Annotated in this window: 31 protein-coding genes; all 31 read right to left on the bottom strand. The window is 41.1% G+C overall.

Features of this window, described 5'->3' with window-relative positions:
- Nucleotides 1–4 precede the first annotated feature (4 nt).
- Complete coding sequence (gene alaS, locus BN200_RS06090) at nt 5–2,668, bottom strand: alanine--tRNA ligase (protein WP_019221657.1); 2,664 nt, start codon at nt 2,666–2,668, stop codon at nt 5–7.
- A gap of 210 nt (nt 2,669–2,878) precedes the next feature.
- Nucleotides 2,879–3,922 carry a recombinase RecA gene (gene recA, locus BN200_RS06085; protein WP_019221655.1) on the bottom strand — a complete coding sequence of 348 codons (1,044 nt, stop codon included), beginning with the start codon at nt 3,920–3,922 and terminating at the stop codon, nt 2,879–2,881.
- Between the two features lie 613 nt (nt 3,923–4,535).
- Nucleotides 4,536–5,855: a replication-associated recombination protein A gene (locus BN200_RS06080; protein ID WP_019221654.1), complete on the bottom strand. Its 1,320-nt coding sequence runs from the start codon at nt 5,853–5,855 to the stop codon at nt 4,536–4,538.
- An 8-nt stretch (nt 5,856–5,863) separates the two neighbouring features.
- On the bottom strand, nt 5,864–7,258 hold the full coding sequence (locus tag BN200_RS06075; protein ID WP_019221653.1) for a DegQ family serine endoprotease: 1,395 nt from the start codon (nt 7,256–7,258) through the stop codon (nt 5,864–5,866).
- Nucleotides 7,259–7,535: 277 nt separating this feature from the next.
- Complete coding sequence (rplQ, locus tag BN200_RS06070) at nt 7,536–7,964, bottom strand: 50S ribosomal protein L17 (protein WP_019221652.1); 429 nt, start codon at nt 7,962–7,964, stop codon at nt 7,536–7,538.
- Between the two features lie 25 nt (nt 7,965–7,989).
- Nucleotides 7,990–9,003: a DNA-directed RNA polymerase subunit alpha gene (locus BN200_RS06065; protein WP_019221651.1), complete on the bottom strand. Its 1,014-nt coding sequence runs from the start codon at nt 9,001–9,003 to the stop codon at nt 7,990–7,992.
- Nucleotides 9,004–9,097: 94 nt separating this feature from the next.
- Complete coding sequence (gene rpsK, locus BN200_RS06060) at nt 9,098–9,487, bottom strand: 30S ribosomal protein S11 (RefSeq protein ID WP_005865097.1); 390 nt, start codon at nt 9,485–9,487, stop codon at nt 9,098–9,100.
- A 159-nt stretch (nt 9,488–9,646) separates the two neighbouring features.
- Complete coding sequence (gene rpsM, locus BN200_RS06055; protein WP_019221650.1) at nt 9,647–10,015, bottom strand: 30S ribosomal protein S13; 369 nt, start codon at nt 10,013–10,015, stop codon at nt 9,647–9,649.
- 178 nt (nt 10,016–10,193) lie between these two features.
- Complete coding sequence (locus BN200_RS06050; protein WP_019221649.1) at nt 10,194–10,772, bottom strand: adenylate kinase; 579 nt, start codon at nt 10,770–10,772, stop codon at nt 10,194–10,196.
- Nucleotides 10,769–12,115, bottom strand: coding sequence for a preprotein translocase subunit SecY (gene secY, locus BN200_RS06045; RefSeq protein WP_019221648.1), 1,347 nt, complete (start codon nt 12,113–12,115; stop codon nt 10,769–10,771). Before secY ends, BN200_RS06050 begins: the two co-directional genes overlap by 4 nt.
- Before the next feature lie 158 nt (nt 12,116–12,273).
- Nucleotides 12,274–12,741: a 50S ribosomal protein L15 gene (gene rplO / locus BN200_RS06040; RefSeq protein WP_019221647.1), complete on the bottom strand. Its 468-nt coding sequence runs from the start codon at nt 12,739–12,741 to the stop codon at nt 12,274–12,276.
- A 20-nt stretch (nt 12,742–12,761) separates the two neighbouring features.
- Nucleotides 12,762–12,968, bottom strand: a complete 207-nt coding sequence (gene rpmD / locus BN200_RS06035; protein ID WP_019221646.1) for a 50S ribosomal protein L30 — start codon at nt 12,966–12,968, stop codon at nt 12,762–12,764.
- A gap of 31 nt (nt 12,969–12,999) precedes the next feature.
- On the bottom strand, nt 13,000–13,548 hold the full coding sequence (gene rpsE, locus BN200_RS06030) for a 30S ribosomal protein S5 (RefSeq protein ID WP_019221645.1): 549 nt from the start codon (nt 13,546–13,548) through the stop codon (nt 13,000–13,002).
- Between the two features lie 115 nt (nt 13,549–13,663).
- On the bottom strand, nt 13,664–14,026 hold the full coding sequence (gene rplR / locus BN200_RS06025) for a 50S ribosomal protein L18 (RefSeq protein ID WP_019221644.1): 363 nt from the start codon (nt 14,024–14,026) through the stop codon (nt 13,664–13,666).
- Between the two features lie 12 nt (nt 14,027–14,038).
- Entirely contained in the window at nt 14,039–14,572 is a 534-nt protein-coding gene (gene rplF, locus BN200_RS06020) for a 50S ribosomal protein L6 (protein ID WP_019221643.1), read from the bottom strand.
- 38 nt (nt 14,573–14,610) lie between these two features.
- Nucleotides 14,611–15,009 (bottom strand): 30S ribosomal protein S8, encoded by a 399-nt coding sequence (gene rpsH, locus BN200_RS06015; RefSeq protein ID WP_019221642.1) that lies wholly within the window; start codon nt 15,007–15,009, stop codon nt 14,611–14,613.
- A 14-nt stretch (nt 15,010–15,023) separates the two neighbouring features.
- Complete coding sequence (rpsN, locus tag BN200_RS06010; protein ID WP_019221641.1) at nt 15,024–15,329, bottom strand: 30S ribosomal protein S14; 306 nt, start codon at nt 15,327–15,329, stop codon at nt 15,024–15,026.
- 24 nt (nt 15,330–15,353) lie between these two features.
- Nucleotides 15,354–15,911, bottom strand: coding sequence for a 50S ribosomal protein L5 (gene rplE, locus BN200_RS06005; RefSeq protein WP_019221640.1), 558 nt, complete (start codon nt 15,909–15,911; stop codon nt 15,354–15,356).
- Nucleotides 15,904–16,218 (bottom strand): 50S ribosomal protein L24, encoded by a 315-nt coding sequence (rplX, locus tag BN200_RS06000; RefSeq protein ID WP_019221639.1) that lies wholly within the window; start codon nt 16,216–16,218, stop codon nt 15,904–15,906. The genes rplE and rplX overlap by 8 nt, the downstream gene beginning before the upstream one ends.
- Nucleotides 16,219–16,236: 18 nt before the next feature.
- The gene (gene rplN / locus BN200_RS05995) at nt 16,237–16,605 is read right to left on the bottom strand and encodes a 50S ribosomal protein L14 (protein WP_019221638.1); all 369 of its coding nucleotides are present in this window, start codon (nt 16,603–16,605) and stop codon (nt 16,237–16,239) included.
- 140 nt (nt 16,606–16,745) lie between these two features.
- Nucleotides 16,746–16,988 (bottom strand): 30S ribosomal protein S17, encoded by a 243-nt coding sequence (gene rpsQ / locus BN200_RS05990; RefSeq protein ID WP_019221637.1) that lies wholly within the window; start codon nt 16,986–16,988, stop codon nt 16,746–16,748.
- 11 nt (nt 16,989–16,999) lie between these two features.
- A complete protein-coding gene (rpmC, locus tag BN200_RS05985; protein ID WP_019221636.1) occupies nt 17,000–17,200 on the bottom strand; it encodes a 50S ribosomal protein L29 in 201 nt (66 codons plus the stop codon).
- Nucleotides 17,201–17,212: 12 nt separating this feature from the next.
- Nucleotides 17,213–17,626, bottom strand: a complete 414-nt coding sequence (gene rplP, locus BN200_RS05980) for a 50S ribosomal protein L16 (RefSeq protein ID WP_019221635.1) — start codon at nt 17,624–17,626, stop codon at nt 17,213–17,215.
- Between the two features lie 35 nt (nt 17,627–17,661).
- Nucleotides 17,662–18,375 carry a 30S ribosomal protein S3 gene (rpsC, locus tag BN200_RS05975; RefSeq protein WP_019221634.1) on the bottom strand — a complete coding sequence of 238 codons (714 nt, stop codon included), beginning with the start codon at nt 18,373–18,375 and terminating at the stop codon, nt 17,662–17,664.
- Nucleotides 18,375–18,764 (bottom strand): 50S ribosomal protein L22, encoded by a 390-nt coding sequence (rplV, locus tag BN200_RS05970; RefSeq protein WP_019221633.1) that lies wholly within the window; start codon nt 18,762–18,764, stop codon nt 18,375–18,377. The genes rpsC and rplV overlap by 1 nt, the downstream gene beginning before the upstream one ends.
- A 2-nt stretch (nt 18,765–18,766) precedes the next feature.
- Nucleotides 18,767–19,045: a 30S ribosomal protein S19 gene (rpsS, locus tag BN200_RS05965; RefSeq protein WP_019221632.1), complete on the bottom strand. Its 279-nt coding sequence runs from the start codon at nt 19,043–19,045 to the stop codon at nt 18,767–18,769.
- A 15-nt stretch (nt 19,046–19,060) separates the two neighbouring features.
- Nucleotides 19,061–19,894, bottom strand: coding sequence for a 50S ribosomal protein L2 (rplB, locus tag BN200_RS05960; protein ID WP_019221631.1), 834 nt, complete (start codon nt 19,892–19,894; stop codon nt 19,061–19,063).
- A gap of 21 nt (nt 19,895–19,915) precedes the next feature.
- Nucleotides 19,916–20,209 (bottom strand): 50S ribosomal protein L23, encoded by a 294-nt coding sequence (locus BN200_RS05955; RefSeq protein ID WP_019221630.1) that lies wholly within the window; start codon nt 20,207–20,209, stop codon nt 19,916–19,918.
- Nucleotides 20,206–20,826, bottom strand: coding sequence for a 50S ribosomal protein L4 (rplD, locus tag BN200_RS05950; RefSeq protein WP_019221629.1), 621 nt, complete (start codon nt 20,824–20,826; stop codon nt 20,206–20,208). Before rplD ends, BN200_RS05955 begins: the two co-directional genes overlap by 4 nt.
- The gene (gene rplC, locus BN200_RS05945; protein WP_019221628.1) at nt 20,826–21,566 is read right to left on the bottom strand and encodes a 50S ribosomal protein L3; all 741 of its coding nucleotides are present in this window, start codon (nt 21,564–21,566) and stop codon (nt 20,826–20,828) included. The genes rplD and rplC overlap by 1 nt, the downstream gene beginning before the upstream one ends.
- 27 nt (nt 21,567–21,593) lie before the next feature.
- Nucleotides 21,594–21,902, bottom strand: coding sequence for a 30S ribosomal protein S10 (gene rpsJ, locus BN200_RS05940; protein ID WP_004855744.1), 309 nt, complete (start codon nt 21,900–21,902; stop codon nt 21,594–21,596).
- Nucleotides 21,903–21,951: the final 49 nt, after the last annotated feature.

Here is a 21,951-nt window from a genome sequence, read left to right as displayed (position 1 = left end):
GAAATTATTCCTCAAGAGCGGCTTTGAGTGCTGCAAGTGCCTGACCAGCTTTACTTCCTTCAGAACCACCAGCCTGCGCCATATCAGGACGTCCACCACCACCTTGACCACCAAGAATACCAGACAAAATACGCACCAAATCAACAGCATTCAACTTATTCGTTAAATCATCCGTAACACCAACAACAGCACTCCCCTTGCCATCTTCTGAAACACCAATGAAAGCAACAACTCCAGAACCAATTGTCTTCTTTCCAGAATCGACTAATGCCTTAAGATCTCGTGGCAAAATATTTTCAACAACACGCCCCATAAAAGAAATACCATTAATGATAGTAATATCCTCTTGACCATTTTTTACCATTCCACCACTTAGCAAACTCTTCTTGCGTTCATCACTCAACTCTTTTTCAAGTTTACGACGATCCTCGAGCAAAATCCGCACACGTTCTCCCACATCATCAGGAACAGTTTTTAAAAGATCAGCAATCTCATCGATACGTTCATCTTGCAGACAAAGATAAAGACGCGCTGCTGAACCTGTTAAAGCTTCAATACGACGCACTCCAGACGCGACAGAACTTTCAGAAACAATATGAATTAAACCAATATCCCCTGTTCTCTTCACATGTATCCCTCCACAAAGCTCAATAGACCAACGTCTCTTTAAGTCTCCTTTTTCAAGCTGGTTCCCCATAGAAACAACACGAACTTCATCACCATATTTCTCACCAAAGAGTGCCATCGCTCCTTCAGAAATTGCATCATCCACCAGCATGAGGCGGGTTGTTACCTCACTATTTTGCAGAACAATCTCATTTGCTAAATCTTCTATTTTTTTCAATTCTTCCAAAGAAACTGATTTTGGATGAGAAAAATCAAAACGCAATCGATCCGGTGATACAAGAGAGCCCTTCTGTGTAACATGAGATCCCAATACTTGACGTAAAGCTTCGTGTAATAAATGGGTAGCAGAATGGTTCACACAGATTTTTTTACGACGAACACCATCAATGGTTAATTCTACACAATCAGATGTCCTTGCTTGACCAGACTTAACTTCTCCAATATGGATAAAAACACCATCAGCCTTTTTCTGAGTGTCATACACTTTAAAAATAAAGTCCTCACCAGAAATAATGCCACTATCACCAACCTGCCCACCAGATTCGCCATAAAAGGGTGTCTGATTTACCACAAGAATGGCTTTCTGCCCTGAAGAAATATGATCAACAATTTTGCCATCACACACAAGAGCTGTCAGAATGCCTTCAGCTTTTTCTGTTTCATAACCCAAAAATTCTGTGCCCCCCACCTGATCACGAACAGAAAACCAAATGGACTCTGTTTTAGCTTCACCGGACCCAGACCAATTAGCACGGGCTTGTGCTTTTTGACATTCCATCGCCTTATCAAAAGCCGCAACATCAACAGATATTCCACGGCATCGAAGAGCATCTTGCGTCAAATCAAGCGGAAAACCATAAGTATCATAGAGTTTAAAAGCGATTTCACCATTTAAGTGATCCCCTTCTTTAAGATCGGTACTTGCTTCGTTCAACAAACCAAGTCCTCGTTCAAGCGTTTTACGAAAACGTATCTCTTCTAATTTTAAAGTTTCTGAAATCAAAGATTGAGCGCGTACCAATTCCGGATAAGCTTGTCCCATTTCGCGAATTAAAACAGGCAAAAGCTGCCACATTAAGGGCTCTCTAGCACCAAGAAGATGCGCATGACGCATAGCACGGCGCATAATACGACGTAAAACATATCCCCTTCCTTCATTAGAAGGAAGAACACCATCAGCAATCAAAAATGCAGAGGAGCGAAGATGATCAGCAATGACACGGTGGCTCGCAATAAAATCCCCCGTTGCCTCAACCCCTGTAATTTCCTGTGACGCACCAAGTAACGCACGAAAAAGATCAATGTCATAATTATCATGAACACCCTGTAAAACAGCAGCAATACGCTCTAATCCCATACCTGTATCAATAGAAGGATGAGGCAATTCAACACGCTTTTCCTCACTCACCTGCTCATACTGCATGAAAACAAGATTCCAAATTTCAATAAAGCGATCACCCTCTTCATCAGCACTCCCAGGCGGACCTCCCCAAATTTGATCACCGTGATCGTAAAAAATCTCTGAACAAGGACCACAGGGACCTGTGTCTCCCATCGCCCAAAAATTATCAGCCGTCGCAATACGGACAATTTTTTCATCTGGAAGACCTGAGATTTTACGCCATAATTCAGCAGCAACATCATCACTATGATAAACTGTCACCAACAATTTATCTTTAGGAAGACAAAATTCCTTCGTTAAAAGATTCCATGATAAAAAAATGGCTTCTTCTTTGAAATAATCACCAAAAGAAAAATTACCCAACATTTCAAAAAATGTATGATGGCGTGCCGTATAGCCAACATTGTCAAGATCATTATGCTTTCCACCCGCACGAACACATTTCTGCGCCGTTGTTGCCTGTTTATAAGAACGTTGTTCAAGTCCAGTAAAAACATTTTTAAACTGCACCATCCCTGCATTGGTAAACATGAGTGTAGGATCATTGCGCGGAACAAGTGGGCTAGAAGAAACAATTTTATGCCCATTAAGCTGAAAATAATCGAGGAAAGTTGAGCGGATACTATTAACATTATTCATATCGACACCTGCAGAGTATGGGCATAAAACTCTAAAAGCAAAATTGCCTCTCCTTAAACATCTTCTTGATCAAGCATAGAGTCAATTTAATCAAAAAGTGGAATAGTTTTTAAAAGAATCGAGAAATAACCGGTCTTATCTTCAAAAATTCTGACACATAAAAACAGAAAAATTTTAAAGGCAGGAAGGGTATTCAAACAAACACGCCCATCAAATGACTTCATCGCTTTCTGTGTTTTCTGATCCTGCATTTTCTAACAATTCAATCGCAATCAAACCAGCATTTTGACGCAAAGCTGTTTCGATTTCTGCAGCGATTTCTGGGTGTTCGCGTAAAAATTGCTTCGCATTTTCTCGCCCCTGTCCTAAACGTTGAGAATTATAAGAGAACCACGAACCAGATTTTTCCACAATACCAACCTTTACCCCCAAATCAATCAACTCACCTAATTTGGAAATACCTTCACCATAAATAATATCAAACTCAACTTGTTTGAATGGAGGTGCTAATTTATTTTTAACCACTTTAACACGGGTTTGATTGCCAACAATCATATCCCGATCTTTAATAGAACCAATGCGGCGAATATCCAGACGAACAGAAGCATAAAACTTTAAAGCATTTCCACCCGTTGTCGTTTCAGGAGAGCCAAACATCACCCCAATTTTCATACGAATTTGATTAATAAAAATTACCATACAGTTAGAGCGGAAAATTGATGCGGTAAGCTTGCGTAAAGCTTTACTCATTAAGCGAGCTTGCAACCCAGGCAAAGCATCCCCCATTTCACCATCAATTTCTGCACGCGGCGTTAAAGCGGCTACGGAATCAACAACGAGTACATCAACAGCACCAGAACGAACCAATGTTTCCGTAATTTCCAACGCCTGTTCACCCGTATCAGGCTGAGAAATGAATAAATTTTCTAAATCAACACCAAGTTTACGCGCATAAATAGGATCAAGAGCATGTTCCGCATCAATAAAAGCACAAACTCCACCATTTTTCTGTGCCTCAGCAATAGCATGAAGAGCTAATGTTGTTTTCCCAGAGCTTTCTGGTCCATAAATCTCAACGATACGCCCCTTTGGTAATCCACCAACACCCAAAGCAATATCCAAAGATAATGAACCTGTTGGTATTGTTTCAATTTCAACAACCTGCTCCTTTTGCCCAAGACGCATAATTGAGCCTTTTCCGAAAGAACGTTCAATTTGTGAGAGAGCAGCATCGAGAGCTTTTATTTTATCCACGATTATATCCTTGACCGATTCACAATAATCCAATATCCACTGTACACTGTTATTTGAACTTAACTAAAGTCTTCAGTTGAGATTTTCACAGACTATTTCCATTTTTTCCCCCATATTAGGTTCATAATATTTTTCCTTTATGATAGAAAAAACTACTATTCCTTCTAAACACCCACACACTTCAAAAAAACATGTCCCTATGAAGGAAAGAAACTCAATATATTTATATATCTCCTCTCGAAAAGAAACAATTTAAATTTTAACAGGGTGCTCTATAAAGAGTCCTCCTAATATTTCTTTATAAGCACTTAAGAGATGTAATTTTCATCCCCTGCATTAATAAAAAAAGCGATCTGCAAGCAAAACTGCGTACACCGCACACAACTGGAAGCAAAAATAAAAAAACAGCCTAAGAATGATAGCTAGACAAATATTTGTTAAATCTGCTTTTTAAGCCTATATGAATTTTTATACAAAACGCAAAACTTTTATTCTACGAAGAAGAATAAAAGTTTTGAATATAACCGAGACAATAAATAAAATTAAATTACAATCACATCACCGATTTAAAATAAGTGTAAAACCAATAAAAGACCTTGTCTCAACTCAGATATCATTTTTGATCAGCGCGTTTTTTGCGCAATTGTTTCCACCATTCCAGACGCTTAGCAATTTCACGTTCAAAACCACGCTCAACTGGTTGATAATAGCTCTGACGCCCAAGTTTTTCAGGAAAATATTCCTGTCCAGAAAAAGCGTCTGGTTCATCATGATCATAACGATAACCATGCCCATATCCTTCTTCCCTCATAAATTTTGTCGGCGCATTAAGAATATGCTTAGGGGGAGGCAGCGAGCCATTTTTGCGTGCACAATGCATAGCAGCCTTATAGGCAAGATAGGTTGCATTTGATTTTGGTGCCGTTGCAACATAAAGACACGCTTGTGCTAACGCCAATTCTCCTTCTGGAGATCCTAAATAATCATAAGCATCCTTTGCAGCATTACAAATGACAAGAGCCTGCGGATCTGCCAAACCAACATCCTCAACAGCCATACGCACCAATCTTCGACCAATATAAAGAGGATCTTCACCCGCATCAAACATACGAGCTAAATAATAAAGTGCAGCATCAGGATCAGAGCCACGAACTGATTTATGCAACGCTGAGATGAGATTATAATGACCATCTCGCCCTTTATCATAAATTGGAGCACGACGCTGAATAATTTTTTGCAAAGCAGCAGCATCAAATATCTCTCCCGGTCGTGCAACAGACCAAACTTCCTCTGCCAATGTTAACACCGCCCGTGCATCCCCATCAGACATCCCTATCAAAACGTCTCTGGCATCACCATCTAAGGGAAGAATTTTTCCTTCCAATTCTTCAGCACGCTTCAAAAGTATGCCCAAACTTACATTATCATGGGGAAGAAATGTTAAAACACGTGCGCGCGAAAGAAGAGCAGCATTAAGTTCAAACGAAGGATTCTCTGTTGTTGCCCCTATAAGAATAACAGTACCATTTTCCATAACGGGAAGAAAACTATCCTGCTGTGCACGATTAAACCGATGAATTTCATCAACAAACAAAACTGTTTGACGTCCAGACAGAAAACGTGTTTGAGCACTTTCAAAAATCTTCTTAAGCTCAGCAACCCCAGTAAAAATAGCAGAAACTTGCTCAAAAGCCAAATTCGTTTCAAGTGCTAACAAACGGGCAATTGTTGTTTTTCCTGTCCCTGGAGGACCCCAAAAAATCATCGAACCAATTGAGCCAGCTGCTAACATCCGTGAAAGCAAGCCCTCTTCTCCCACCAGATGCCTCTGTCCCGTTATATCATGAAAAGAGCGAGGACGCATTCTTTCTGCAAGCGGCTGTTTTTCATGAACCTGGTGCTCAAAAGACGAAATAAAAAAATCTTTACTCAAAAAAAACCTCAGCGAATAAATTGGCGAATATACATACCATCACGTTCATATTCTAATTGCCAAACACGTGGATGCTCTTGCATAAGAATCTTTTTTAATTGACTAACTGTTTGAATCTTATGCCCATTAACAACCCGCAAAATATCTCCGGCACGAAAAATTCCAGCCGCATTACTCATTTCATCAAGACTGCTAATCACAACACCTTTTGCAGAAGCAGGAAGATGAAACCGTCGACTATTTTGTGGTGTTAAATCCAATATTTCAGCACCAGAAAGAGGACCATCATCAATAATTTTTTCAGATTTTGAAAATGCAGATTCTGGTATTGATGAAATAGTTATTTTTGTCTTAAAAGTTTTTCCACCTCGTAAATATTCTAAAACAAGGCTATCTCCAATACCAGCTGTCATCAAACGATATCCAAGACTATCTGGACTATCAACGCGTATCCCTTGCACACTCAAAATAACATCGCCGACGTTTAAACCAGCTTTTTTAGCAGGACTATCTTTTATAACTTCGATGACAAGAGCACCATAGGGGCGTTCTAAACCTAAACCACCAGCAATATCAGGTGTAACATTTTGAAAAGATGCACCAATATAAGGGGGAACAAAATATTTTCCACCACGTTTAACCGTATCAAGCATCACTTTTACAAGATTTGCTGGAATAGCAAAACCAATCCCTACTGAACCACCTGAACGCGAATAAATAGCTGTATTAATGCCAATTAACTGTCCTTTCATATCAATCAAAGCCCCACCAGAATTCCCTGGATTAATGGCAGCATCTGTTTGAATAAAAAAGTCAAAATCAGAAATACCAACACGTGTACGCGCTTGTGCTGAAACGATGCCACTTGTAACCGTTTGACCAACACCAAAAGGATTACCAATTGCTAAAACAAGATCGCCCACTTCAACTGCATCAGAATTTCCCAAAGACAGAACAGGAAACTGTGCTCCCTTACTATCAATTTCAAGTACAGCAATATCCGTTGCCTCATCTTTTAACATAACCTTGCTTTCGAATTCCCGTCCATCAGAAAGAGCAACTTTAATTTCGCTTGCATCCTTAATGACGTGGTAATTCGTAACAATCAAACCACGTGCATCAACAATCACTCCAGATCCTAATGAAGATTGTTTACGCACAGGAAGATTATTTTGAAAACGGCTAAAAAATTGCTCAAAAAATGGATCACCTTCAAAAGGCGAGCGCGCTCTGATTTGTCGAGCTGCATAAATATTCACAACAGATGGAATAGTCTTCTTAACTAAAGGAGCAAATGAAAGAGCGATTTCTTTTTGTGTTTGCGGAATTTCCGCATAGGCACAACGAAATGAAACTTGTATCATAATTGCAAAAAAAAACCACGCTAAAAAACGATATCTCATGACGCGCTCCTTAAAAACTAACAGCTAACCTACTCTTAACATTAATAGGATAAACTTTCTCATCTTTCATAAACTAAAGAATATTCATTAATATTTTAGTGAAGAAGAAAAACAACCATTTGGACAATAAAATATTATAAAAATCATAGCATTCAATATATTATAATTTATTCACTTTGTTTATCTTTTGAGCAAATCGAATGTTGAAAGTCTTACAAAAAAACCGCCTTTAAAAGGGCGGCTTGTTAAAATTTAACAAAAAGAAAACACTCTATTTCTATGAAGAAGCTTCTTTTTCATTTGCAGCACTTTCTGCACGCACACGATCCACAGCACCCTTAGCATCAACATCACGATCAACAAACTCTATAACAGCCATGGGGGCATTATCACCAGTACGAAATCCTGCCTTCATAATACGCAAATATCCACCATTACGCGACGCATAACGAGGAGCAAGTGTATCAAATAACTTTGCAACTTTCCCTGCATCGCGGAGTGAAGCTATTGCTTGTCGACGAGCGTGCAAACCTCCACGTTTACCAAGCGTAACCAGCTTTTCAACGATAGGACGGATCTCTTTAGCTTTTGGAAGCGTTGTCACAATCTGCTCATGCTCGATGAGCGAAACTGCCATATTTGCAAACATCGCTTTACGGTGACTGGCAGTACGGTTCAACTTGCGACCTGACTTACTATGGCGCATAAACCTTCTCCTTAAGTTTTAATTTTTAATACTGATCTTCATAACGTTTAGCAAGATCATCAATGTTTTCAGGCGGCCACGCAGGAATTTCCATACCAAGATGCAATCCCATGCATGCCAAAACCTCTTTAATTTCATTTAACGACTTACGTCCAAAATTTGGCGTCCGAAGCATTTCAGATTCTGTTTTTTGGATAAGATCACCAATATAAACAATATTATCGTTCTTAAGACAATTTGCCGAACGAACTGAAAGCTCTAACTCATCCACTTTCTTGAGAAGTGCAGGATTAAAAGCAAGCTCGGAAGCAGACTCTTCAACAATTTCCTTCTGTGGCTCCTCAAAATTGACAAACAACGCTAATTGATCCTGAAGAATACGTGCTGCAAAAGCAAGAGCATCTTCTCCATTAACAGCACCATTTGTTTCAATTGTAAGCGTTAATTTATCATAATCGAGAACTTGACCTTCACGGGTATTTTCTACTTTATAAGAGACTTTGCGAATTGGCGAATAAAGACTGTCAACTGGGATCAGACCTATTCGCGCTTCATCAACACAATTGCGATCAGAGGGAACATAACCTTTCCCAGTATTAACAATAAATTCCATACGAATCTCAGCATCTTCATCAAGAGTACAAATGACATGATCTGGATTCAGAATTTCCATATCTGTAACAGTATTGATATCTCCAGCCCTCAGAACACCAGGACCTTCTTTAGAAACGACAATACGCTTAGGCCCCTCTTCGCGCATACGAAGTGCAATTTCTTTGATATTCAGAATAATATCTGTAACATCCTCACGAACACCCGGAATTGATGAAAATTCATGTAAAACACCATCAATCTGCACAGCGGTAATCGCAGCACCACGAAGTGATGACAATAATACACGGCGAAGCGCATTGCCTAACGTTAAACCGAAACCACGCTCAAGAGGCTCCACAATCACTCTTGAAATATTCGGATTATCATGTTTAGAAAACTCAACCTTATTGGGTTTAATGAGTTCTTGCCAGTTTTTCTGGATCATATTTTTATTCCCGTTCTTTAGTTCCGTCACCATTCAATCGTAACGGACAATGTGAACATCAGAGAAGCCTCCGACAACGAAAAACAACACTCAATTAAACACGCCGCCTTTTGCGTGGACGACATCCATTATGAGGAATTGGCGTTACATCACGAATTGAAGTAATAACAAAACCGACAGACTGTAAAGCACGAAGAGCCGATTCTCGCCCAGATCCAGGACCACAAACCTCAACTTCTAATGAACGCATACCATGTTCTTGGGCTTTTCTAGCACAATCTTCAGCAGCCACCTGAGCAGCAAAAGGCGTAGATTTACGTGAACCTTTAAAGCCCTGAGCACCTGCAGAAGACCACGCGATTGTGTTTCCCTGAGCATCAGTAATGGTAATCATCGTATTATTAAATGTTGAATTGATATGCACAACACCTGATGAAATATTTTTGCGCTCGCGACGACGAACACGTGTGGCTTCCTTGGCCATAGTTTTCCTTTCAACGATCTCTGCACTGCCGTAACACCAGCAGCTCCACCTATTTTATCCCTATTAAGAATCCTCAACAAGAAACAGAATACTGAAAAAATAAAAGCCTTTTTTAAAGAAACTCCTATTTTTCCTCACCAACAATATACTACGCAATTGCTATTTCTTCTTACCAGCAATTGCCTTAGCCGGTCCCTTACGGGTGCGTGCATTCGTATGTGTACGCTGCCCACGAACAGGTAAAGAACGACGATGACGCAACCCTCGATAACAACCAAGATCCATCAAACGCTTAACGTTCATTGCAACCTCACGACGAAGATCTCCCTCAACTTGATAACCTTGATCTATCGCTTCACGAATCTGCAACACTTCTGCATCAGAAAGCTCATGCACACGACGCCCTGTGGGAATACCAACCTTTTTAGTAATTTCTTGAGCAAATTTTGGTCCAATCCCGTGGATATATTGAAGCGCAATAACAACACGCTTATTTGTCGGGATATTGACGCCAGCAATACGAGCCACGCCTATTCTCCTTGATTACATTGACAATTAACCATAAAATACCTGATGTACCTTACAGAAAAATAGATCCGGCGTAAAGATCCTCCGAATCCGATTATTTTACTGAAACAAATTAAAGAGATTTTTGATAGATTTCAGCAAAAAAGTCAACTCTTTTCATTCATTCCCAAAAAAATCCCTATTTAAGAAACTCTCTAATCGTATGTGACACCTCAACAACCCCAATCATTCCATCAACTGTCTTCAACAATCCCCTCTCAGAATAAAATTTTGACAAAGGAGCTGTCTTCTCACGATATTCGACTAATCGTTTTGCAAAAGCAACAGGATTATCATCAGAACGAACCTGTCCACCAGCATTTATTGTTTCCTGAACACGCTTTTTCATTCTCTCAAGCAAAGCATCTTCATCAACAATCAGCTCAATAACAGCATCAAGCTGCATATTTTTTGATTGCAAAACCTGTTGCAAAACTTCTGCTTGTCCCACAGTGCGCGGATATCCATCTAAAACAAAACCATTTATGCAATCTGGTTCATCAATGCGATCGGATACAATTTGATTAACAATGTTATCAGAAACCAAAGCACCAGCATTGATAAGAGCTTTAGCTGTCTTGCCGATTTCTGTTTCTTTGTGAATAACTTCACGGAGCATATCACCTGTTGATAACTGAGGAATGCGATATTCCTCAGACAACATCTTAGCTTGTGTACCTTTTCCAGCTCCAGGAGGACCTAAAAGAACAATTCTCATCGATTCCTTTTACCTCCACGAAGTTTTGACTTTTTAATCAATCCTTCATATTGGTGCGCAACAAGATGTCCTTGAATTTGGGCAACTGTATCAAGTGTAACAGTTACAACAATCAACAAAGACGTTCCTCCAAGATAAAAAGGAACCTGTAGGGCAGATATCATAAATTCAGGCAACAAACAAACCAAGATAATATAAATGGCTCCTACAACAGTAATACGCGTCAAAACGTAATCAATATATTCAGCTGTACGCTCACCAGGACGAATCCCTGGAATAAAACCAGAATGCTTTTTTAACTGATCCGCTGTATCACTTGGATTAAACACGATAGCTGTATAAAAAAAGCAAAAAAATGCCATCAAAATGGCATAGATAATCATATAGAGTGGCTGTCCATGTCCAAGAGAATAAGAAATAGCCTGAACCCACTGCGGCATTTTATCAGAAAAATTATTAATAGTCGCGGGTAGCAACAGCAAAGAAGAAGCAAAAATTGGCGGAATAACACCGGCAGTATTGAGTTTCAAAGGAAGATGAGACATATCACCTTGAAACATCTGATTACCAACCTGACGTTTCGGATACTGAATAAGGATTCGCCGTTGTGCACGTTCAACAAAAACAATAATTGCGATAACAGAAACAGCAATAAAAACAATCGTTATTAATAAAAAAGTTGATAAATCAGCTTGACTATGCGCAGTCAAGAGTTGAGCAAAAGTAGAAGGGAGATTAGCTACGATACCGGTAAAAATAATGAGAGAAACCCCATTACCGACACCGCGCGATGTGATCTGCTCACCAAGCCACATGAGAAACATCGTCCCACCAACAAGGGTGATAACAGAAGAAATACGGAACATAAAACCGGGTTCTATAACAATCTGAAGACCTGTTCCTATACCAGCTTCAAGCGCAACCGCAATACCAAACGCCTGCAAAATCGCCAAAATCACTGTTACATAACGGGTATATTGATTAATAATTTTACGACCTAACTCCCCCTCTTTTTTAAGAGTTTCCAAAGAAGGGATAATTGAGGTAAGCAATTGTACAATAATTGACGCGGATATATAAGGCATAATCCCCAGTGCAAAAATTGCCATGCGTCCAACAGCACCCCCAGCAAACATATTAAACAACCCTAAAACACCAGAAGCATGATGTTCAAATGTTTGCCGTAGAGCATCAATATTAATACCAGGAAGAGAAATGTATGTACCAAAACGATACACGAGAAGCGCTCCTAAGGTAAACCAAATGCGCTTTTTTAACTCAGTGGCACGCGAAAAAGTACCGAAGTTTATATTGGAAGCAAATTGCTCTGCTGCTGATGCCATAAAACGTCTCCCGTCCACACTCCAGTTCTTTAAATCACAGAAGTATAACTTTAAAATTCATACTTTCATAATAAAATAAATACACAAGCTAAACAATTCTCATAAAAAGACATCTGTGAATGATGTATAAATCCCCCAAACATCATCAGAGAAAAGACTTACCGAACAGTTTCAGGAAAATGAATTTGCCCACCAGCTTTTTCAATTTTAAGACGAGCAGCCTCAGAAGCATAAGAAACATTAAAAGAAATTTTTGCTTTCAATTCACCATCAGAAAGAAGACGAACTCCATCCTTAACACGGCGAATAATACCTGCTTCTTTCAGCGCAATAATATCAACAGGTTTTTCAACATCCAACTTTCCTGCATCAACCGCCAACTGAATACGCCCCAAGGAGACTTCGTTATAATCCTTGGCGAAAAAATTTCTAAATCCACGCTTTGGCAAACGACGATAGATAGGCATTTGCCCACCTTCAAAACCATTAAGCGAAACACCAGAACGTGATTTTTGCCCTTTTACACCACGACCACCAGTTTTACCGGTACCAGAACCAATACCACGTCCAACACGTTTACGATTTCTCGTTGCACCTTTGCAATCACTCAATTCATTGAGTTTCATATTTTACACTCCTGCAACCTTTAACTTTCATCCACAACACGAACAAGATGCTGAACTTTAGCGATCATCCCCCGCACGCAAAGCGTATCCTCTAAAACACGCCTCCGATGCATTTTATTTAATCCGAGTCCCTTTAAAGTCGCACGCTGAATCTGTGAATTCCGAATCGGACTTCCAATTTGTTCGACCGTTACAGTTTTACTCTTCTGAGATTTTTTCTGAACCATTTCTTAATTCCTTTTCTGATAATCTCAGAAACTACCCTTCCACATCAACCAAATGCTGACGGCGTGCCTGTAAGATCGAGTATTTGATACCACGTTGAACTGCAATATCCCTAGGATGCATTTGACGCTTTAACGCATCAAAAGTTGCACGCACCATATTATAAGGATTAGAAGATCCTAATGATTTTGCAACAACATCCTGCATACCAAGGGTTTCAAAAATAGCCCGCATGGGTCCCCCAGCGATAATACCAGTACCAGCAGAAGCCGAACGCAATAAAACACGACCAGCTCCATGACGTCCTTCAAGATCATGATGCAAAGTCCGCCCAGAGCGAAGTGGAACATAAATCATTCCGCGCTTTGCAGATTCTGTAGCTTTACGAACCGCCTCTGGTACTTCACGTGCTTTACCATGACCAAATCCTACACGTCCCTTTTGATCCCCAACAACAACAAGAGCAGCAAAACCAAAACGTCGACCACCCTTTACAACTTTAGCAACACGATTGATATGAACAAGCCTATCGACAAATTCATTCTCACGTTCATCTCGCTCATTACGTTCTTTTTGTGCCATTCCTCATTCCTTTTTCTTTTCCGGAAGCACGTTAACAAAGTCCCATCATCAAAGCAAAGGAACTTAAACGAAACGCCCTAAAATCTCTTTACATCAATTTTTTAAATAAGCCACCTTAGAAATTCAAGCCACCTTCACGAGCAGCTTCAGCCAGAGCTTTTACTCTACCATGATAAACATAAGCACCACGATCAAAAACCACTTCATTGACACCAACTTTCTTGGCACGCTCAGCAATTAATTTACCAACAGCAAAAGCCGCTTCTTTATCAGAACCACTCTTTAATGTTTTTCTCAAATCACCATCAAGGGTAGACGCAGAAACAAGCGTACATCCACGCAAATCATCAATAATTTGAGCATAAATGTTTTGATTTGAACGATAAACACTAAGCCGCGGACGATCATTAGAAACCATTTTGATTCTCCGCCGAACACGCCGTGCACGACGCTGAATATTGTCCTTAGATGAAACCATGATGCAAGACCCTTATTTCTTTTTGCCTTCTTTACGAAAGATACGCTCATCTGCATGCTTAACACCTTTACCTTTGTAAGGCTCAGGTCTACGATATTCCCGAATTTCTGCTGCAACTTGCCCAACTTGCTGTTTATCAATTCCAGAAACAACAATTTCTGTAGGCTTAGGAACGGTCACAGTGACACCCAATGGCACTTTATAAATCACATCGTGCGAAAAACCTAACGATAATTGAATATCCTTCCCCTGCAAAGCAGCACGATAACCAACACCGTTAATCTCTAGCCTTTTTTCAAAACCATCCTTGACACCACAAAAAATATTTTCAATCATTGAACGCGACATCCCCCATTTAGAACGCGCACCTTTTGAGTGATCTCGCGGCGAAACCGATATAACATCTTCCTCGAGCTTGACTAAAACTTCATCATTAACAAGATAACTAAGTTCACCTTTCGGACCCTTTGCCTTAACCAACTGACCTTCAACAGTTGCAGTAACACCAGAAGGAACTGAAATGGGCTTTTTTCCAATACGAGACATTGTTCTAACCTATTTTTCTTCTGTTTTCTTGAGACAATCTAGAAAACACGACAAAGAAGCTCTCCACCGACATTTTGCTCACGCGCTTCATGATCCGCCATAACGCCTTTAGGAGTTGATAAAATCGAAATACCAAGACCATTTGCCACGTGAGGAATTGACTTAGCAGAAACATAAACACGACGACCCGGCTTTGAAACACGTGAAATCTCACGAATAGCAGCCAGCCCTTCAAAATATTTCAACTCGATTTCAATTTCAGATTTTCCATCACCTAAATCGACTTGATTATATCCGCGAATATAACCTTCTGCCTGAAGAACATCAAGCACACGGGCACGAAGCTTAGAAGCAGGCGTAATCACCTTTCCTTTTTTACGACCAAGCGCATTACGAATACGTGTTAACATATCACCAAGAGGATCTGACATAGACATTAAGTAATCTCCTCTCACCAACTAGACTTAACAATACCGGGAATGTGCCCTACAGAACCAAGTTCACGCAATGCAATTCGCGACATTCTTAATTTACGATAATAAGCCCGGGGACGCCCTGAAACCTCACAACGATTACGAACACGAACTTTTGCAGAATTACGTGGTAATTCTGCTAATTGGACAGAAGCTTTAAAACGTTCTTCGAGCGAAATCTTCTGATCCATAACGATCGCCTTCAAACGTGCACGACGTGCAGCGTAACGCTTCACCATCACTTCACGACGCTTATTTTTTTCAACGGCACTTACTTTGGCCATAATCCTACCTCGCTCCGTTTGCCGTTACGAACGAAAAGGGAAATTAAAAGCACGCAATAACTCACGCGCTTCATCATCCGTTTTCGCTGTCGTACAAACGATAATATCCATACCCCAAATTTGATCAACTTTATCATAATTGATCTCTGGAAAGATAATATGCTCTTTAATACCCATAGCAAAATTACCACGACCATCAAAGCTCTTTGGGTTCAAACCACGAAAGTCACGAACCCGCGGAAGTGCAATCGTAACAAGACGATCCAAAAACTCAAACATACGATCTTTACGCAATGTAACTTTAGCCCCAAGCGGCATACCTTCACGAACTTTAAAGGTCGCAATAGAATTACGCGCACGGGTAACAACAGCCTTCTGACCTGTTATGAGTCCTAAATCCTCAGCAGCAAGAGATGGCTTCTTAGAATCGGCAGTTGCCTCGCCAATCCCCATATTAACCACAATTTTATCAACCCGCGGAATTTGCATTGCATTTTTATAACGAAACTTTTCCTGAAGTGTTTTACGAACAACTTCAAAATAATGCGTTTTCATGCGGGGCGTTTGTTTTTCCTCAGCCATTAATCAATTCTCCCGAACGCTTGGCAAAACGAACCTTATTACCATCTGCATTCACACGAAAACCCACACGCGTAGGTTTACCATCTTTAGGATCAGCAATGGCCAAATTAGATAAATGAATCGAGGCCTCTTTAGAAACAATCCCAGCCTCCTGCTTTTGCGTCTGACGCTGATGACGTTTAATCATATTCACACCACGAACAAAAGCTTTACCTTCCTTTGGACTCACCTTAATCACTTCACCACTACATCCCTTATCCTTACCGGATAAAACAACAACTTTATCACCCTTTCGAATCTTCTGCATAACATCCGCTCCTTATCACTATAATACTTCAGGAGCGAGCGAGATAATCTTCATATGATTCCTACCACGAAGTTCGCGGGGAACTGGTCCAAAGATACGTGTACCGATCGGCTCTTTCTTATTATCTACCAAAACAGCAGCATTACCATCAAAACGAATGATACTGCCGTCTGCGCGACGAATATCCTTAGCAGTACGAACCACTACAGCCTTCATCACATCCCCTTTTTTAACACGTCCACGAGGAATAGCATCCTTAACCGAAACAACAATAATGTCACCGACCGAAGCATATTTTCGCTTTGAACCGCCTAACACCTTGATGCACATGACACGACGAGCGCCGGAATTATCGGCAACGTCGAGGTTTGTTTGCATCTGAATCATGACTGGCCACCTTCTCTTAACACTTATATCGGGTTATGCTTCTAACATACCCAGACTTGCCTGCCAAATAACAATAAAGCTCTTGCCTTCAAACCTACAAATGGAAAAACCACTGTCAAATCTCAAAACAATAAGCCTAGTTAATACGCTACACTGTCTTTAACAACAATCCAACGCTTATCTTTCGAAATCGGTTTAGATTCCTGAATAAAAATTTGATCCCCAACTTTAAACTGGTTACCCTCATCATGCGCCTTATACTTTTTAGACTGCCTAACAGTCTTCTTGAGAAGTGGGTGAGAATAACGACGTTCCACTTTAACAACTACAGTCTTATCGTTTTTGTCACTTACGACAACACCTTGCAAAATGCGTTTAGGCATCTCTTATTTCCTTAAACCTTACTTTCGTTTATCTTCTGACGAAGGAAAGTTTTAACACGCGCAATATCACGACGAACTTGCTTAACACGTGAAACCTTTTCTAATTGCCCTGTCGCCTTTTGAAAGCGCAAATTAAACTGCTCTTTCTTCAATTTTACCAACTCATCCTTCATTTGGTCGAGTGTTTGCGCCCGTAATTCCTTGGCCTTCATCGCTTAACCTCTTTATTCAGCAATACGCTGGATGAAACGTGTCTTAACAGGTAACTTCGCAGCACCCAATCTTAGTGCCTCACGTGCCACATCTTCAGGAACCCCATCAAGCTCAAACATAATGCGCCCAGGCGCCACACGAGCTGCCCAATAATCAACACTTCCTTTACCTTTACCCATACGAACTTCGGTTGGTTTAGATGTAACCGGAAGATCTGGAAAAATGCGAATCCACACACGACCAGAGCGTTTCATATAACGCGTAATCGCACGACGCGCCGCTTCAATTTGGCGTGCGGTAACTCTCTCCGGTTCAACAGCCTTTAAACCATAAGCACCGAAATTTAAATCCGTACCACCTTTAGAAACACCGTGAATACGACCCTTGAACTGTTTACGGAACTTTGTGCGCTTTGGCTGTAACATTGCTCTCTACTCCAAAATTTAGCTCAATCATAAAATTAGGTATTTTCACGGCGACGAGAACTGGACGAAGAACCAGAATGATCTGCTTCTGCCGCACGACGTTCCGAAGCCATTGGATCATATTCGAGAATCTCACCCTTAAAGACCCAGACCTTAACACCACAAATACCATAAGCAGTCTTAGCCTCTGCTGTACCGTAATCAACATCAGAACGCAAGGTATGAAGTGGAACACGACCCTCACGATACCATTCCATACGAGCAATTTCAGCGCCACCAAGACGACCAGAACAGTTGATACGAATACCCTCTGCCCCAAGACGTAGAGCTGATTGAACTGCACGCTTCATTGCACGCCGAAAAGCAACACGACGCTCTAATTGTTGAGCAATGGATTGCGCAATAATTGTTGCATCAATCTCGGGCTTATGAATCTCCACTATATTCAACGAAGTTTCAGCATCTGTCATCTCTGAAAGCTTACGGCGAAGCTTCTCAATATCAGCACCCTTTTTACCAATAATCAGACCAGGACGCGCTGAATAAATCGTTACACGACATTTCTTATGAGGACGCTCAATAACAACCTTAGAAACAGCTGCTTGTTTAAGTTCTTCAAGCACATAGAGACGAATTTTCAAATCCTCATGAAGCAGACGGCCATACTCACCACTATCAGCATACCAACGAGAATCCCAAGTCCGATTAACTCCAAGACGAAGTCCTATTGGATTGATCTTCTGACCCATTATGCTGCCTCCACTTTTTCGGTAACTTCACGAACAACAATAGTAAGATGCGAAAATGGACGTTCAATGCGACTAGCGCGTCCACGACCACGAACGTGAAAACGCTTCATGACTATCGACTTACCAACATAAGCCTCTGCAACAATAAGCGAATCAATATCAAGATCATGGTTATTTTCTGCATTTGCAATCGCTGATTCAAGGGTTTTTTTCACTGTCCCAGCAATACGTTTACGTGAAAATGTTAAATCAGCCAGTGCCGCACTCACTCTTTTACCACGAATCATCGCAGCAACCAAATTAAGTTTTTGCGGACTAACACGAATTGTCCGAGCCACAGCTTTCGCCTCATTATCTTTAAGCTGGCGCGGAACCTTAGCTTTTCCCATCCCTACTTCCTCTTCGCTTTCTTATCTGCACCATGCCCATAATAAGTCCGAGTGGGAGCGAACTCACCAAACTTATGCCCAACCATCTCTTCCGAAACAGAAACAGGAACATGCTTATTACCGTTGTGAACACCAAAAGTCAAACCAACAAATTGCGGTAAAATAGTAGAGCGACGACTCCATATTTTTATAACCTCATTACGTCCACTTGCACGTACCTTCTCTGCTTTAGCAAGAAGATAGCCGTCAACAAACGGACCTTTCCAAACTGAACGAACCACTCCAGACTACCTTTCTCATTTCTTGCGCTGATGACGCGTACGCATAATAAATTTATCAGTGGCTTTATTAGAACGTGTACGCTTACCCTTAGTAGGCTTACCCCAAGGAGACACAGGATGACGCCCCCCTGATGTACGACCCTCACCACCACCATGCGGATGATCAACGGGGTTCATAGCAACACCACGAACATGTGGGCGCCTGCCACGCCAACGCGACCTCCCTGCTTTACTATCACTAATATTTGCATGATCAGGATTTGAAACAGCACCAACAGTTGCAAAACAAATACTAGACACCAAACGCTGTTCACCAGAATTAAGACGAAGAATAGCCATTCCCTGATCTCGACCAACCAGCTGAGCATAAGAGCCAGCTGAACGTGCAATTTGGCCACCTTTTCCTGGTTTCATCTCAACATTATGAATAATCGTCCCTACTGGCATATTAGCAAGCGGCAAAGCGTTACCTGGCTTAATATCAACGTTTGAACCAGCAATAACAGAATCACCAATATCAAGACGTTGTGGTGCAAGAATATAACTTAATTGTCCATCTTCATAGCGAATAAGTGCAATAAAAGCAGTACGATTGGGATCATATTCCAAACGCTCAACCTTTGCAGAAATACCACGTTTAAAACGCTTAAAATCAACAAATCGATAGCTGCGCTTATGACCACCACCCTGAAAACGAGCAGTAATGCGACCACGATTATTACGCCCACCTTTCGATGTCAAACCTTCAGTCAAAGCCTTTACAGGTTTACCCTTATAAAGACAAGAACGATCTACGATAACAAGCTGACGTTGCCCGGGCGTAGTTGGATTAAATTGCTTAAGTGCCATTATTCTTATCTCCGAGCCTCTCTAAAGACCTGTCGAAACGTCGATGGACTGACCACTCGCCAGTGTCACGATCGCTTTCTTGACATCATTTTGCCGACCAACAATACCTTTGAAACGCTTCACTTTACCTTTACGGACTATCGTATTAACCGCTTTAACTTTAACGCTAAAAAGTGCCTCAACAGCAGCCTTAATTTCAGGCTTTGTCGCTTTCGGCGCGACATTAAAAGCAACTTGATTATACTCAGAAATCATCGTCGACTTTTCAGTAATAACTGGACTAACAATTATATCATAATGGCGAAGGTTTTTCATTTAAAACGCTCCTCAAGAGCCTCGACAGCTGTTTTTGACAAAACAAGTTTGCTGCGACGCAAAATATCATAAACATTAATTCCTTGAACTGGTAGAATATCAATATTAGGAATATTAGATGCAGCACGACTGAAATTGTTATCAATTTCGTTGCCACCAACTAAAAGAGCATTATTAAACCCAAGATTAGCAAAACAAGAAACAAGCACTTTGGTTTTAGCATCCTTAACATTCAACTCATCAATAACAATCAAATCATTTGCTTTTAATTTTGCTGACAAAGCAAGACGCAATCCAAGTGCACGAACCTTTTTAGGTAGGTCATGGGCATGACTACGAGTAACCGGACCATGCGCTTTACCCCCACCTCGAAACTGTGGCGCACGAGCAGACGAGTGCCGAGCACGTCCAGTTCCTTTTTGCTTAAACATCTTTGCCCCTGTCCGTGATACATCAGATCGTCCCTGCGATTGATGTGTCCCCTGTTGACGACGCGCAAGCTGCCAACGGACAACACGTTGCAAAATATCCTCACGCGGCACAAGACCAAAAACACTCTCCAAGACCTCTAATTTACCAGCCTCATTCCCATCAAGAGTTTTTATCAAAAGATCCATTATTCGGCTCCCTCAGCTTTAGAGGTTTCCGTCATCGGAGCAACCATTTCCGTTTTCTCCTTCGCAAGTTGGCGAATACCAGCAGGCTTTGGCACATTATCAGGAAGAGACTTTTTTATAGCATCCCGCACCAAAATCCAAGCACCCTTAGAACCAGAAACAGCGCCCCGTACTAAAATCAAACCACGTTCAACATCTGTAGAAACAACCTCAATATTTTGTGTTGTTACACGGACTTGCCCCATATGGCCAGCCATTTTTTTACCTTTAAACACTTTACCTGGATCTTGACATTGTCCTGTCGAACCATGAGCACGATGTGTGATTGAATTACCATGCGAAGCACGATGACCACCAAAATTATGCCGTTTCATAACACCAGCAAAACCTTTACCAATAGTCGTACCTGTCACATCAACCCTCTGCCCCGGAACAAAATGTTCCGCTGTAATCTCAGTACCGACATCAAGAAGATTATCGGGACTGACACGAAATTCTGCTATTTTAGCTTTTGGCTCAACGCAAGCCTTAGCAAAATGTCCACGAAGAGCTTTCGAGGTATTTTTTACCTTAGTAAAACCTACACCTAATTGAACGGCAGTATAACCATTCTTTTCAACTGTACGCTGAGCAATAACTTGACAATTTTCTAAACGAAGCACCGTCACTGGCACATGTTCACCAGCATCATTATAAATACGGGTCATGCCCAGCTTCTGTGCTATTACACCTGAACGCATCGGGTCTGTTCCTTCTGTCCTCAAACCTCAGAGCTTAATCTCGACATCCACACCAGCGGAAAGATCGAGCTTCATAAGCGCATCCACCGTTTGCGGTGTTGGATCAACAATATCAAGAAGACGCTTATGTGTACGCATTTCAAACTGCTCACGGCTCTTCTTATCGATGTGCGGTCCACGATTGACCGTAAACTTCTCAATCCGCGTTGGAAGCGGAATAGGACCACGGACATTCGCACCAGTACGCTTAGCGGTCGACACAATCTCACGCGTCGACGCATCAAGAATTCTGTGATCAAACGCTTTCAAACGAATGCGGATATTTTGACTGTTCATGCTCTTTATTTCCTTGTTACGCAAAACGCCTTTAACAATAAAGGCGCTT

It is taken from the genome of Bartonella senegalensis OS02, assembly GCF_000312545.1.
Taxonomy (GTDB): domain Bacteria; phylum Pseudomonadota; class Alphaproteobacteria; order Rhizobiales; family Rhizobiaceae; genus Bartonella; species Bartonella senegalensis.
This window is presented reverse-complemented; position numbering and strand designations above follow the sequence as displayed.

Excerpts from the sequence above, each read along its gene's own strand:
- rpsC (WP_019221634.1), bottom strand. The coding sequence starts at position 18,375 with ATGGGTCAGAAGATCAATCCAATAGGACTTCGTCTTGGAGTTAATCGG.
- rplD (WP_019221629.1), bottom strand. The coding sequence starts at position 20,826 with ATGGATCTTTTGATAAAAACTCTTGATGGGAATGAGGCTGGTAAATTA.
- rplR (WP_019221644.1), bottom strand. The coding sequence starts at position 14,026 with ATGGTTTCATCTAAGGACAATATTCAGCGTCGTGCACGGCGTGTTCGG.
- rplO (WP_019221647.1), bottom strand. The coding sequence starts at position 12,741 with ATGAAACTCAATGAATTGAGTGATTGCAAAGGTGCAACGAGAAATCGT.
- rplN (WP_019221638.1), bottom strand. The coding sequence starts at position 16,605 with ATGATTCAGATGCAAACAAACCTCGACGTTGCCGATAATTCCGGCGCT.
- rplF (WP_019221643.1), bottom strand. The coding sequence starts at position 14,572 with ATGTCTCGTATTGGAAAAAAGCCCATTTCAGTTCCTTCTGGTGTTACT.
- BN200_RS06050 (WP_019221649.1), bottom strand. The coding sequence starts at position 10,772 with ATGAGAATTGTTCTTTTAGGTCCTCCTGGAGCTGGAAAAGGTACACAA.
- rpsQ (WP_019221637.1), bottom strand. The coding sequence starts at position 16,988 with ATGCCTAAACGCATTTTGCAAGGTGTTGTCGTAAGTGACAAAAACGAT.
- rplQ (WP_019221652.1), bottom strand. The coding sequence starts at position 7,964 with ATGCGCCATAGTAAGTCAGGTCGCAAGTTGAACCGTACTGCCAGTCAC.
- rplB (WP_019221631.1), bottom strand. The coding sequence starts at position 19,894 with ATGGCACTTAAGCAATTTAATCCAACTACGCCCGGGCAACGTCAGCTT.
- rpsJ (WP_004855744.1), bottom strand. The coding sequence starts at position 21,902 with ATGAACAGTCAAAATATCCGCATTCGTTTGAAAGCGTTTGATCACAGA.
- BN200_RS06075 (WP_019221653.1), bottom strand. The coding sequence starts at position 7,258 with ATGAGATATCGTTTTTTAGCGTGGTTTTTTTTTGCAATTATGATACAA.
- BN200_RS06065 (WP_019221651.1), bottom strand. The coding sequence starts at position 9,003 with ATGATCCAGAAAAACTGGCAAGAACTCATTAAACCCAATAAGGTTGAG.
- BN200_RS05955 (WP_019221630.1), bottom strand. The coding sequence starts at position 20,209 with ATGAAAAACCTTCGCCATTATGATATAATTGTTAGTCCAGTTATTACT.
- rpsN (WP_019221641.1), bottom strand. The coding sequence starts at position 15,329 with ATGGCCAAAGTAAGTGCCGTTGAAAAAAATAAGCGTCGTGAAGTGATG.
- alaS (WP_019221657.1), bottom strand. The coding sequence starts at position 2,668 with ATGAATAATGTTAATAGTATCCGCTCAACTTTCCTCGATTATTTTCAG.
- rplX (WP_019221639.1), bottom strand. The coding sequence starts at position 16,218 with ATGCAGAAGATTCGAAAGGGTGATAAAGTTGTTGTTTTATCCGGTAAG.
- rpsK (WP_005865097.1), bottom strand. The coding sequence starts at position 9,487 with ATGGCCAAGGAAGCCACACGTGTTCGTCGTCGCGAGCGCAAAAATATT.
- rplE (WP_019221640.1), bottom strand. The coding sequence starts at position 15,911 with ATGGCTGAGGAAAAACAAACGCCCCGCATGAAAACGCATTATTTTGAA.
- rpsH (WP_019221642.1), bottom strand. The coding sequence starts at position 15,009 with ATGTCTATGTCAGATCCTCTTGGTGATATGTTAACACGTATTCGTAAT.
- secY (WP_019221648.1), bottom strand. The coding sequence starts at position 12,115 with ATGGCATCAGCAGCAGAGCAATTTGCTTCCAATATAAACTTCGGTACT.
- rpmD (WP_019221646.1), bottom strand. The coding sequence starts at position 12,968 with ATGGTTCAGAAAAAATCTCAGAAGAGTAAAACTGTAACGGTCGAACAA.
- rplV (WP_019221633.1), bottom strand. The coding sequence starts at position 18,764 with ATGGGAAAAGCTAAGGTTCCGCGCCAGCTTAAAGATAATGAGGCGAAA.
- rpmC (WP_019221636.1), bottom strand. The coding sequence starts at position 17,200 with ATGAAGGCCAAGGAATTACGGGCGCAAACACTCGACCAAATGAAGGAT.
- rplC (WP_019221628.1), bottom strand. The coding sequence starts at position 21,566 with ATGCGTTCAGGTGTAATAGCACAGAAGCTGGGCATGACCCGTATTTAT.
- rpsE (WP_019221645.1), bottom strand. The coding sequence starts at position 13,548 with ATGGCACAAAAAGAACGTAATGAGCGAGATGAACGTGAGAATGAATTT.
- rplP (WP_019221635.1), bottom strand. The coding sequence starts at position 17,626 with ATGTTACAGCCAAAGCGCACAAAGTTCCGTAAACAGTTCAAGGGTCGT.